Here is a 13,499-nt window from a genome sequence, read left to right on the forward strand (position 1 = left end):
ACCGGGCCGGCGCCCGAACTCGTGACGGTCCCGTCGCCGTCGGGACTCGTGTCGTCCTCGCACGTCCTCGTGCACGCCGCCGGCAGCACCGCCGTCGTGGACGACCTGCACTCCACCAACGGCACGGTCGTACGGGCACCCGGTCGACCGCCGCACCGCATGCCGTCCGGTGCCTCGATGGTCGTGCTGACCGGTACGGTTGTCGACATCGGCGACGGCAACACCTTCGAGGTGTTGTCGCCCTTCGTGCGGTCCGTCCCTCCCGGCGGCCGTGACTCGTCCGGACCGTGGCCGTCACCACCCTCTGCCCCCGGTCCGTCCCGAACCCCCAGAGAGCGATCCTGAACCGTGACCGAACTCGGCCGTGCAACCTCTTCCCACGCGATCGCCCTCCCGGACGCCGCGGGCGCGACGCTCACGCTGTCCTGGGGTGCGGCGACCGACGTCGGACGACGTCGTGACCACAACGAGGACAGCTACGTCGTCGACGCCCCCTACTTCGTCGTCGCCGACGGTATGGGTGGCCACCTCGCCGGCGACCGGGCCTCGGACGCGGTGGTCCGACGTCTGGCGGACTCGACCGAGCAGCCGTTCGCGAGCCGGGAGACCATCCAGCGCGCCCTCCTCCTGGCGACGGCCGACATCGAGCGTGCGGCCGGCGGCAACGCGATCGGTGCCGGGACGACCGTCACCGGTGTCGCGCTCGTCGCGGGGCAGGGGAAGCCGGCCGCGCTCGTGTTCAACGTCGGCGATTCCCGGACGTACCGCAGCGAGGCCGGGGGACCGCTGAAGCGTCTCACCGTCGACCACTCGGTCGTGCAGGAGATGGTCGACGCTGGCGTCCTCCGTGCCGAGGACGCCGAGTCCCACCCGGACAGCAACGTGATCACGCGCGCCGTCGGGTTCGGCGAGCCGCCGGAGCCGGACTGGTGGACGATCCCGCTCCGCACGGGTGACCGCTACCTGGTGTGCTCGGACGGACTCACCAAGGAGATCGGCGACGTCGGCATCTCGCGCATCGCCGCGAAGGTCGACGACCCGCAGGAACTCGCCGAGCGGCTGGTGGGCGACGCCGTCATCGCCGGCGGACGCGACAACGTGACCGTCGTCGTCCTGCAGGTCGACGACGCCCCGGCGGCCGACGACGACCTCGAGGACACGCTCCCGCGACGCTGACGCGTCCCGCTGCCGGATGCCCACGTGCATCCGAGCCCGAGCACCGCAGGTCACTGGAATACCACTGCGGTATCCTGACCAAGCCGTCTCGACGGGAAGGAGCGACCATGGCCCGCCGGCTCCCGTCGACCCCTCCGGTCCTGCCCGGCTTCACTCCGGTGCACGTCCTCGGGTCGGGCGGCTTCGCGGACGTCTTCCTCTACGAGCAGGACATGCCGCGCCGCCAGGTCGCCGTCAAGGTCCTGCTCGACGAGGTCGTCGACGACCGCGTCCGACAGATGTTCCAGGCCGAGGCGAACCTGATGGCCCGCCTCAGCACGCATCCGTCGATCCTCACCGTGTTCCAGGCCAGCGTCGCTGCCGACGGTCGTCCCTACCTGGTGATGGAACTCTGCTCCGCCTCGCTCAGCGAACGTCACCGGCGCGAGCACCTGCCCGTGTCGCAGGTGCTGTCGGTCGGCGTGCGGATCGGTTCGGCGCTCGAGACCGCGCACCGCGAGGGCGTCCTGCACCGTGACGTCAAGCCCTCCAACATCCTGCTCACGGCGTACGGCAACCCGGTGTTGTCCGACTTCGGCATCGCCGCCACCCTCGGGGAGGCCGACCCGGACGAACCCGTCGGCATGTCGATCCCGTGGTCCGCGCCGGAGGTCCTCGCCGACGAGTCACGCGGCACGATCCAGTCCGAGGTCTACTCGCTGGCAGCCACCGTCTCGACCCTGCTCGCCGGCCGCAGCCCGTTCGAGGCACCCGGCGGCGACAACTCCGCCGCCGCCCTGATGACGCGGATCGACAAGGGCGGTCCACGCCCCACCGGCCGTGCCGACGTGCCACCGACGCTCGAGCGTGTGCTCGCGACCGCGATGTCCCGGCGTCCGCGGGACCGTCCGGCGACCGTCATGGACCTCGTGCGCGGGTTCCAGCAGGTCGAGGCCGAGCTGGGGCTGCCGCAGACCCCGGCGGAGGTCGCGGTCCAGGCGTGGGCGGTGACGAGCCCGTCGCGCGCCGACGACCAGACCGTCGTCGGCGGACTCGGCAGCCCCGCCCGGCCCGGTCGCCGTCGACGCACGCGCTCCGCGCTCCGCGGTGGTGCCGCCGCGACCGACTCCCGCGGTGTCGGGACCGTGCACCGGAGCGCGTCGGCCGTCCGTCGGCGCGGAGCGTCGCGTGCGACCGCCGTCTGGGTCGCCGTCACCTCGGTCGCGGTCGTCGCCGCGCTGGCCGTCACCACGCTGGTCGTCGTGACCCGGGGCGGTCCGGACGGCGTGCCGGTCGTCTCGGACCTCCGTGCCACGCCCGGTGCATCGTCCGTCACGTTCCGGTGGACCGACCCGGGCCTCCGCCCCGGTGACACGTTCGTCGTGACCTCGGACGGAACGACCAGCCAGCAGTCCGGGACGACCTTCGTCGTCGCCGGCCGGCCCGGCTCGGAACAGTGCGTCCAGGTCGCGGTCAACCACGACGGCCGGACCGGTGCGAGCAGCGGCGAGCGGTGCGCGACGATCGGTGGGGCGTCGTGATCCGCCGGTTCCTGGCAGCGCGGCGCTCGGCGACCCTGACGACGACCGTCGCGGTCGTGGTGGGGGCGGTCGTCGCCGGGACCGCCCTCGTCTCGAGCGGCTACCACGCGCAACGGGTCGACCTGGGCGACGGCACCGTCTGGGTCCCGTCGGCCGAGTTCGGTGCCGTGGGCCGCGCCAACCCCGGCGTCCTCGAGCTGAACACGGCGGTCGACACGTCCTCGGACGCCGTGTCGGTCCTGCAACGGGGCTCGACGGTGTACAGCATCGACGAGACGAAGGGCACCGTCTCCCGGGTCGACGTCGCCGACGCCACCCTCGGGGACGCGGTCACGCTGCCGAGCGGGAGTCCGCGCGTCCTGCTCGCCGGGGCCACCGCCGTGGTCGCGGACGGCGACACCGGGCGACTCTGGACCACGCCCGCGTCCGACCTCGACGAGTTCGACGCGTCGACCGAGCCGGACCTGACCCTCGGAGCGGACGCGGTCGTCGACGCCTCGGACGACCACGTCGCCGTGTACTCGCCCCGGACGGCGACGGCCTCGCTCGTCGCACTCGGCGCGACGCCCACGGTCGAGCAGCGGTGGACGGTCCGGCTGGACCGCGACCACGAGTTCCAGGTCGCCGCGGTCGGCGACCACGTGGCCGTCCTCGACCGGACCGACCGTGTGCTCACGATCGACGGGCGGGAGGTCGAGCTCGGTGACCGTGCGGGCTCCGCTCCGGCGCTCCAGCAGTCCGGGACGGACGGCGACGCCGTGGTGCTCGCCGGGTCCGCGGGCCTCCTCCGCGTCACCCCCTCGGGGACGGTGTCGCGCACGGCCCTCGCCGTCTCGGGGCGCGCCGCGCGGCCGCTCACCGACGGACGGTGCGTGCACGCCGCCTGGAACGGCGGGCAGGCCGTCGACACCTGTGCCGGTCGAGCCCTCCAGCAGCTCGACGGCATGCCGGGAGGCGCGGCGTTGCAGGTCGTCCACAACGGCCGGACGGTCGTTGCGAACGACCCGGACACCGGCCGGACGTGGGCCGTGGACCGCAGTGGCCAGCTGATCGACAACTGGGCGGACCTGGTCGACCGGGAGGCCGACCGGCAGCAGGAGCGGGCCTCCGAGCAGGACGCCGAGGTCGAGGAGGACCAGGCACCGCCCGTCGCCGTCGACGACGACCTCGGGGCCCGTCCCGGGCGCACCACCACCCTCCCGGTGCTCCTCAACGACCACGACCCGAACGGCGACCCGCTCGTGGTCGACGAGGTCGGTCCCGTCGACGACCCGGTCGCGCGCGTCGCGGTGGTCGCGGACGGCCAGCAGCTGCAGATCACGCTGCCGGGGTCGGCGGCCGGCGTCGTCACGTTCCCGTACACGATCAGCGACGGGAACGGCGGCTCGGACACCGCGACCGTCCGCGTGACGGTCCGACCCGACTCCGTGAACGAGGCTCCGCGCCAGGTCCGCGACAGCACGGCGGACGTCGTCCAGGGCGGGCACGTCTCGACGAACGTGCTCGGCGACTGGGTCGACCCGGACGGTGACCCCGTCTACCTGGCGTCCGCCGACCCGTCCGACGGGGACCACACGTCGACGACGCCGGACGGCCTGCTCGACTACCGCAACGACAGCGGGAAGACGGGCGACCGCGTCCAGCAGGTGACGGTCAGCGACGGCCGCGCGCCGGGCCGCGGATCGGTGACCGTCGTCGTCTCCGCCCAGGGGGACGTGCCGCTGCGGGCCGAGTCGTTCCCCGTCAGCGGCTACGCCGACGAAGCCTTCACGGTGGAGCCGCTCGACCACGTCCGCGGCGGGAACGGCACGGTCTCGCTGACGAGCGTCTCGTCGGCACCGGGCCTCACGGTCACCCCGAGCTACGACGTCGGGACGGTCCGGCTGCAGGCGCGCACGGCGGGGACCTGGCAGCTCGAGTACACCGTGACCGACGGCACGCGCACCGCCAGCGGGGTCCTCCGCGTGACCGTGCAGGCACCGCCCGACGCGTCCGCGGCGCCGGTCACGACGCCGAAGACGGTCTTCGTGACGACGCTGTCCTCGAAGGACACCGACGTGACCGCGACCGACTCCGACCCCGCCGGCGGCGTCCTCCTCGTCACCGGCGTCGACGCCCCGCCCGTGGGCTCCGGCGTCCGTGCGAGCGTGCTCGACCAGCACGTCGTCCGGGTGTCCCTGACCGCTCCGCTCGACGGGCCGGTGTCCTTCGGCTACACGGTGACGAACGGGCTCGCGACGGCGACGGGCACGGTGACGGTCGTCGAGGTCCCGAAGCCGGACCGCATCCAACCCCCGGTCGCCCAGCCGGACACCGCGACGGTGCGCGCGGGTGCCGTGACCGACATCGACGTCCTCGACAACGACACGCAACCCGAGGGCGAGGCGATCTCGCTGCTGCCGGACCTGGTGCAGGGTCTCCCGCGGGGCAGCGGTCTGCTCTTCGTCTCGGGGGACCGTCTGCGGTACCTCGCCCCGGCCACCCCGGGCACCTACACGGCGGTCTACCGCATCGCCGGCCCGGACGGGCAGACCGCGGACGCGACGGTGACCGTCTCGGTGCGGGACCGGGACCGCGCCACGAACGCCGCACCGGTGCCGCCGACGGTGACCGCCCGGGTCGTCGCCGGCCAGACGGTCCGGGTGTCCGTCCCGCTCACCGGGACCGACCCGGACGGCGACGCGGTGCAGGTCGTCGGTGTCGCCTCCAACCCGGAGAAGGGGGCGGTCGCGGAGGTGACGAGCGACTCGCTCGACTACGAGGCGGGGGACTACGCAGCGGGGACGGACGAGTTCACGTACACGGTCGTGGACGCGCTCGGCGCCCGGGCGACCGGGACCGTCCGGGTCGGCATCGCGCCGCGGGCCGACCGGGCGGGCAGCCCGGTCGCCGAGCCCGACGCGGTCACCATCCGTCCGGGCGGCAGCGTCACGGTGCGGGTGCTGCAGAACGACTCGGACCCCGAGGGCGGGCGGCTCACGGTCACGTCCGCCGAGCCGACGTCGGCTGACGTGCGCGCACGCGTCATCGGTGGTGAGACCGTCCGGGTCACCCCGCCGGCCTCCGCCACCGAGGGCGACTTCGCCGTCGCGTACACCGTCACGGACGAGCAGGGGGCGACGAGCACCGCCTTCGTCACGGTGACCGTGGACCGGGACGCCCTGCCCCTGCGACCCGAGGTCGACGACACGGTGCTCGACCTCCAGGACGTGCTCGGGCGGCAGACGGTCACGGTCGACGTGCTCCGCAACGTGTTCCTCGCGGAGGGCGGCGACGCGGACCTCCGCGTCGGGCTCGTGCGCGGGTACGGCGACGGCGCGTCCGTGACCGACGACGACCGCATCGTCGTCCGGGTCACCGCCGCCTCGCAGGTCGTCCCCTTCTCCGTCACCCGTCGCGACCACCCGGACGTCGTCGCGTACGGCTTCGTGCACGTGCCGGGGACGGACGACGCGCTGCCGCAGATCGACCGGAGCGCCCCGGCCGTCACGGTGCGGAGCGAGTCGACGGTGCGGATCCCGCTGTCGCGCTACGTGGTGACGGCGAGCGGGAAGACCGCCACCGTCACCGACCGGGGAGCAGTGAAGGCGACGCACGCGGACGGGCGGCCGCTCGTGGTCGACGACTCGACGCTCGAGTTCACCTCGTCGACGCTCTTCTTCGGCAAGGCCTCGATCTCCTTCGAGGTGACGGACGGGTCCGACGCGAACGGCGGTGCCGGACGCGTGGCGACGCTCGTGTTGCCGATCACCGTGACCCCGCGCTCGAACCAGCCGCCCGCCCTGACCGGCACGACGATCGAGATGGAGCCGGGCAGCCGGCGTGTCCTCGACCTCACGAAGCTCACGGACTACCCGTACCCGACGGACCTGGCCGAGCTCCGCTGGTCGGTCGTCGAGCAGCCGGACGGCGGCACCCGTGCGTCCGTCTCCGGTCGGCGCCTGACGATCGACGTCGGTGACACCGCCAGGACGGGCAGTCGTACCGTCATCGGTGTCGGCGTCGCGGACTCGACGGCGCAGGGGCGGTCCGGGCGCATCACGGTCGACGTCGTCGGGTCCACCCGGCCGCTCGTCCAGCCGGCCGCGGACACCGCCGTCGTCCGCCGCGGGGAGTCCACGACGGTCGACGTGCTCGCGAACGACCGTCGGACGAACCCCTTCCCGGGGCGACCCCTCCGCGTCACCGACATCCGGGGACTCGCGGGTGGTCTCCCGGCCGGCGTCTCCGTGAGCCCGAGCGCCGACAAGAGCAGGCTGCGCGTCTCCGTCGCGGCCCGGGCGTCCACCGCGGACACGCACCTGCAGTACCGCGTCACGGACGCCACGGGTGAGGACGCCCGCGCCGTCTGGGGAGACGTCACGATCTCAGTGCAGGACGTCCCGGACGCTCCCGGCACCCCGACCCGGACCGGTTCCGAGACCGGCGGGCAGGTCACGCTGACGTGGGCGACGCCACGGTCGAACAACGCTCCGATCACGGGGTACCGGGTCACCGGGACGAACGGGGTCGCCCAGGACTGCGGGACCGCGACGGTCTGCACCGTCACCGGTCTCGACGCGACGGCCTCGTACCGGTTCCGGGTCGTGGCCGAGAACGCGGTCGGCTCGTCCGACCCGTCCCCGCAGTCCGTCGCGATGAGCGCCGACTTCGTCCCCGCCGCACCGGTCGGCCTCACGGTCGTCGCGGACCCGACCAACCCGGACCAGCTCGACGTCTCGTGGCGCGCGGTCCCGCGCCCGTCGCGCGGCAGCGCCGTCGACGACCACGTCGTGACCGTCACGGGGCCCGGCTTGACCACGACGACCCGGACGGGCACGGCGACCTCGACGTCGTTCTCCGGTGCGACGAGCGGCGCGTCCTACCTGGTCACCGTCTCGGCGCGGAACGACGCCGGCCGCGACGGCACCGTGGTGCAGTGGAACAGTGCGACGGCGACGGGGACCGCCGTCGGTCGTCCCGGCGCCCCGCAGGACGTCCGTGCCGTCACGGGGGACGCTCCCGACAGCCGGGGGAAGTCCGTCGTCACCGTCTCCTGGGGCGCGGCGGACGCCGCCGGCGGGTCCGGCCCGGCCTACCGTGTGTACCGCGTCGCCGTCGGCGCGACGCCGAGCTGCGCCGCCCTCTCCGGTCAGACACCGGTCGGGACGCAGTCCGGCATGACGGACGGCGGTGTCGGCGCCGGAGGCGCCCGCTACGCCGTGGTGTCCGACAACGGACTGTTCTGCGACGTCGCGTACGCCGATGCCGTCACCTACGAGACGCCGGCCGGTACGGCGGACCCGACACTCGAGGTCGTCGCCGGGAGCAGCGCGACGCAGTCGGACCTCCGGGTCACCGCGCCCGGCGGCGACGTCGACCACTACCGCCTGCAGACCGGCGGGAGCGACGTCGACCTCCGCCCGGGACAGCGGTGGACCGGCGTCCCGGGTACGGGGGCCCGCAACACCCCGGCTACGCTCACCCTCCAGGCCTGTGGTGCGCCGGGTGACGCCTTCTGCACCGCGGACGCCTGGAGGGGCACGGGGGTCGCGTTCGACACGTCGAGCACCGTCACCGGGGCGCAGGAGGGCCACCCGCTCGCCGTCGACGGGCCCGCGGTCTCGGACGGGGTGCGCGTCGCCTCCTACACGGCCCGGTGGTTCGCCGACGAGGCCGGCACCACGCCCCTCGAGGGGAACACGGCGAGCACCTGGCAGGCGGGGGACGGGCCGCCGAGCGCGCCCGTCGGAGCCCGGTCCGTCCGGGTCGCGGTCACCCTCGCCACCACGGACGCGACACCGCTCACCGCGACGACGGGGGCCGCTTCGCCGGTGTGGCCCGTCGCCCCGCTGGCGCCGCCGCCCGCCACCGGTACGATGCCGAGCCCGGTCCCCGCCGAGCCGGCACCGTGATCGACGCGCCGACCGGCCCGGGGAGTCCGGACCGCACGCCCGTCCCCGCCGTCCCCACCACCGAAGGAACGACACCCGCATGAGCATGACCCCGGAGCAGGCTGCCTGGTTCGCCGACGTCGCCGGCCGCATCGTGACCAACGTCGAGCAGGTGCTCCTCGGCAAGACGTTCGTGATCCGCCTGGCGGTGACGGCGATGCTGAGCGAGGGGCACCTGCTCCTCGAGGACGTCCCGGGGACCGGCAAGACCAGCCTGGCCCGGGCACTCGCGCAGAGCGTGCAGGGCACGACGAACCGGATCCAGTTCACGCCCGACCTGCTGCCCGGCGACATCACCGGGATCAGCGTGTACGACCAGCGAGCGCAGGAGTTCGAGTTCCACCGGGGGCCGGTCTTCGCGAACATCGTCCTCGCCGACGAGATCAACCGGGCGAGCCCGAAGACGCAGTCCGCGTTGCTCGAGGCGATGGAGGAGGCCGCTGTGACGGTGGACGGCGTCACGCACCGCCTCGCCCAGCCGTTCATGGTCGTCGCCACGCAGAACCCGATCGAACAGGCGGGGACCTACCGCCTGCCGGAGGCGCAGCTCGACCGCTTCCTCATGCGGACGTCGATCGGCTACCCGGACCACGCGGCGACGGTCCGGATCCTCGAAGCCGCCTCGGCTCCGTCGGTGTCCGTACCGCTCGCGAGCGTCGTCCCCGCCGCGACGGTCACCGAGATGGCCGCGCTCGCACGGACCGTCCACGTGGACGCGGTGATCGCCGACTACGTCGCCCGGCTGGTCGACGGCACCCGCGCGGCGTCAGAGGTGCGGCTCGGCGTGAGCGTGCGGGGCGCCATGGGACTCATCCGGGCAAGCCGCGTGCACGCGGCCGTGGACGGCCGCCACTACGTCACGCCCGACGACGTGAAGGCCCTCGCGCAGCCGGTCCTCGCGCACCGTCTGGTCCTCGACGCGGAGGCCGAGTTCGACGGCGTGGACGCGTCGAGCGTCGTCGCCCAGCTCCTCGTCGACACGCCCCCACCGGCCGACCGGGTCCCGCGGTGACCGACCGCCGGCCCGTCGACACGCGCTCCCGCCCCGTCCCGACGCGGTCGCGTCGTGCCGCGCAGGACCGCACCGGGACGGTCGCCGGCCTGACGAACGTCCGCACCCGACTCGTCGGCGACCGGGACGACGTCGCGGCCGACGCCGTGGTGGGTGTGGTCCGCCTGTGGCGCTCCGCCGGGAGGCTGGTCCGCCGTGGCCGGGACGAGGTCGCCTCCGTGGTCACCGGCCTGGGCTGGACCGTGCTGGCGACGACGCTCGTCGCGTTCGTCACCGGCTACCGGTTCGGGCTCCGCGAGGTCGTCGTGGTCGGGTGGGCGGGCGCCGTCCTCGTGGTCATCGCCGCGGTCGCCCTGTTCGGCCGGTCGCGACTCGTCATCCGGATGTCCGCCCCCCAGCACCGGGTGGTCGTCGGTGACGACGCCGGGGTGACGGTCACCGCGGCGAACCCGACGCGTCTGCCCTCGGTCCCGACCACGGTGGAACTGCCGGTCGGCTCCGGACTCGTCGACGTCCCGATCCCCGCCGTCGCGCCGCACGGCTCGCACGAGCAGCTCGTCCCGGTACCGACCGCTCGCCGCGGCGTCCTGGACGTGGGACCGGTGACCGGTGTGCGGGCGGACCCGGTGGGACTCGTCCGCCGCGAGGTCGTCTGGACCGCGCGCGAGCAGGTGGTGGTGCACCCCCGCACCATCGCGATCCCGTCGACGAGCACCGGACTGGTCCGTGACCTCGAAGGGCAGGCCACCACCGACCTGTCGCCGGCCGACATCGCGTTCCACGCCATCCGCGAGTACGCACCCGGTGACGACCCGCGGACCATCCACTGGAAGTCGACCGCGAAGACGGGTGCCTTCATGGTGCGGCAGTTCGAGGACACCCGGCGCTCCCACCTGGTCGTCGGACTCGGGGTCTCCCGCAGCGAGTACCGCGACGACGACGAGTTCGAGCTGGGCGTCAGCGTCGCCGCGTCGCTCGGTGCACGTGCGGTGCGCGACGGTCGGCAGGTCATCGTCGTCGTCTCCGAGCGCACGCCGGAGTTCGCGAAGCGTCCCGTCCGCGCCGTGCACGCCCTCCCGACGGTCACGCCGACGCGGCTCCTGGACGCCTTCGCCCGGGTGGACCTGGCCGACGCGTGTCTGCCGGTGGCCGAGGTCGCCGGCCTCGTCGGACGGGACGTCGCCGGCGTCTCGGTCGCGTTCCTCGTCGTGGGGTCGACCGTGGGGATCGCCGCCCTCCGTCTCGCGGCATCCCGCTTCCCGGTCGGCGTCGAGGTCGTCGCCGTCGTCTGCGAGCCGGAGGCCGTGCCGCGGTCGGTGCGGGTCTCCGGGCTGACCCTCATGACGATCGGGTACCTCGAGGACCTCCGCCACGCCCTGTACCGGTCGGTGGACGCGTGACCGCCCAGCAGACGCGGCTCCGGCCCCGTGGAGCAGCTCGGCGCGCACGCTCCTCGCGCGTGCGTCTCGTCGGCGGGGTGCTCGTGGTCTGGCTGTCCCTCGCCGTCGCGAGCGTCGCGTGGTGGCCGGTGCACCGCGACGTCGCCATGGTCGTCGCCGGCGTCACCGCACTCGTCGTGGGGTCGCTGGTCGGCGTCCTCGGGGCCGTGCTGCGCCTCCCGGCGGCCGTCGTCGCGCTCGCGACCGTCGTCGGGTTCGCCGCCACGGGCGTCCCGGCCGCGGTGCCCGGCGGCGCCGCCGGTCCGCTCCCCACCGGACCCGCGCTCGTCGACCTCTTCGCGGGCGTCGCCCTCGGGTGGCGGCGCCTCCTGACCATCAGCCTGCCGGTCGGGTCCTACGAGGCCCTCCTCGTGCCCTACTTCGTCACGGTGCTGCTCGCCACCGTGACCGGCGTGAGCATCGCCACCAGGGCCTCCCGTCCGGAGTGCGCCGGCCTGCCCGCCCTGGCGCTGCTCGTCGCCGGCGTCGTGGTCGGGCCGGACCGGCTCGAGACAACCGTCGTGCTCGCCGTGGTCCTGGCGGGCATCGCACTCGTGTGGGCGGTGGCGGTGCGGCACGTCCGGCGGGCCGTCGCCGTCGCCGACACCACCGGCGCGCGTGTCCCGGTGGGGCGGGCGATCGTGCGGCCGGCGCTCCTCGGCACGGCCACGATCGCGGTGGCCGCGGTCGTCGCCAGCGGGCTCGGCCTGCTCGTGTCGCCCTCAGCGGCGCGCACGGTCGCCCGCACCGACGTCGTGAAGCCGTTCGACCCGACGGAGCAGGTCAGCCCGCTCAGCGGGTTCCGCGCCTACCAGCAGCAGGACGAGGTCGACCGGCCCCAGGTCACCGTGACCGGACTGCCGGACGGCGCGTTCGTCCGCATCGCCACCCTCGACACGTACGACGGCGTGGTCTACCGGGTCGGCGGACCCGACGGGACGGCCGACTCCGGGTCCTTCGAACGGGTCCCGACGGCCGTCGACACGAGCGACGTCCGCGGCACGCGGGTCGACGTCGACGTGACGGTCGACGGGTACCGCGGCGTGTGGCTTCCGACGGTCGGCGCCCTCGAGTCGGTCGCCTTCCACGGTGCCGATGCGGACGCGCAGCGCTCCGCGTTCTTCTACGACCGCGCCACCGGGACGGCCGCGGTCGTGGACGGTGTGACCGCGGGGACCCGGTACTCGTTGACCGCCGTGCTGCCCGACCAGCCCACGGAGGAGGAGCTCGCCGATGCGAGACCGGGGTCCGCTGCCGTGCCGACACCCCGGTCCGTGCCCGACGCCGTCCGTGACGCCGCCCGGGCCGGTGCCGACGACGGTGCCCCCGACGGGACGCGGCTCCTCGCGGCCCTGCGGACCCTGGCGCGCGACGGCTACGTGAGCCACGGCGTCGGGGACGACCGTCCGAGCCGGAGCGGTCACGGTGCCGACCGGATCGAACAGCTGCTCACCGCGCAGCCGATGGTGGGGGACCAGGAACAGTACGCGGTCGCCGCCGCGCTCATCGCCCGGGAGATCGGCTTCCCGGCGCGGGTCGTCCTCGGCTTCACCCCGGGCGGGGACTCCGGCGCGCCCGTCGCAGCCCCGGCCGGCGACACCACGACGTTCCGCGGTTCGGACGTGACGGCCCGCATCGAAGTGGACACCGCGCAGTGGGGCTGGGTCGTGCTCGACCCGAACCCCGACGTCCGGGAGATCCCGGACGAGACGGACCAGACGCCGGAACCCGTCACCCGACCCGAGACCGTCGTGCCACCACCACCCGCCGAACCGCAACGCCTCGACCAGCAGACGCCGCCCGACGCCGACCGCGAGACGCCGCCCACCCAGCCGGCGTGGCTGCGGATCCTGCTCGCGGTGTTGCCGTGGGCGCTCGGCGTGCTGGGCCTCATGGTGGTCCTGCTGCTGCCCGTCGCTGCCGTCGTCCTCGCGAAGCGAGTCCGGCGGAGGCGACGGCGGCGTGCGCTCGTGCCGAGGACCAGGGTCGTCGGTGCCTGGGACGAGTACCGGGACGCGCTGCTCGACAGCGGGCACGACGTCCCGCCGACGGCCACCCGCAGGGAGGTCGCCGCGAGCGCGCCGGGCGCCGACGGGGTCCCGCTCGCCACCGACGCGGACGCCGCTGTCTTCGGCCCGGTCGACGTCGACGACCGGCTCGCCGACCGGTCGTGGGCCGCAGCCGAGTCGGCGATCGCCGCGCTCGGGGCCGGCCGAGGCCGACGAGACCGCCTCCGGGCCGCCACGTCGCTCCGCTCACTCCGGTGGGGTCGGTCGGGACGGGCGTCGCCGCGGCCGTCCTCGCGGCAGCCGGAGCCACCCCTGCCGGAGCCGGAGCCGCTCCGGAGGTCCGCGGCGGTCGGAGGGCGCTCCGAGCGGCGGTGACTACGATGTCCGGAGGCCGGAAGCACCTGGCGGAC

At 74.5% G+C, this 13,499-nt stretch carries 6 protein-coding genes; all 6 read left to right on the forward strand.

Annotated elements, in window-relative coordinates:
- The first annotated feature begins 348 nt into the window (after positions 1-348).
- The 6 genes from DEI91_RS13615 (at position 349) to DEI91_RS13640 (ending at position 13,464) form a co-directional block, all read left to right on the forward strand.
- A complete protein-coding gene (locus DEI91_RS13615; RefSeq protein WP_111052806.1) occupies positions 349-1,176 on the forward strand; it encodes a PP2C family serine/threonine-protein phosphatase in 828 nt (275 codons plus the stop codon).
- 107 nt (positions 1,177-1,283) lie between these two features.
- Positions 1,284-2,696: a serine/threonine-protein kinase gene (locus DEI91_RS13620; RefSeq protein ID WP_111052807.1), complete on the forward strand. Its 1,413-nt coding sequence runs from the start codon at positions 1,284-1,286 to the stop codon at positions 2,694-2,696.
- Complete coding sequence (locus DEI91_RS13625) at positions 2,669-8,590, forward strand: Ig-like domain-containing protein (RefSeq protein WP_111052808.1); 5,922 nt, start codon at positions 2,669-2,671, stop codon at positions 8,588-8,590. The genes DEI91_RS13620 and DEI91_RS13625 overlap by 28 nt, the downstream gene beginning before the upstream one ends.
- A 79-nt stretch (positions 8,591-8,669) precedes the next feature.
- Positions 8,670-9,641: a MoxR family ATPase gene (locus tag DEI91_RS13630; protein WP_111052809.1), complete on the forward strand. Its 972-nt coding sequence runs from the start codon at positions 8,670-8,672 to the stop codon at positions 9,639-9,641.
- Entirely contained in the window at positions 9,638-11,041 is a 1,404-nt protein-coding gene (locus DEI91_RS13635; RefSeq protein ID WP_111052810.1) for a DUF58 domain-containing protein, read from the forward strand. Before DEI91_RS13630 ends, DEI91_RS13635 begins: the two co-directional genes overlap by 4 nt.
- Before the next feature lie 59 nt (positions 11,042-11,100).
- On the forward strand, positions 11,101-13,464 hold the full coding sequence (locus DEI91_RS13640; protein WP_111052811.1) for a transglutaminase domain-containing protein: 2,364 nt from the start codon (positions 11,101-11,103) through the stop codon (positions 13,462-13,464).
- Positions 13,465-13,499: the final 35 nt, after the last annotated feature.

This window comes from Curtobacterium sp. MCBD17_032 (assembly GCF_003234855.1).
Lineage (GTDB): Bacteria > Actinomycetota > Actinomycetes > Actinomycetales > Microbacteriaceae > Curtobacterium.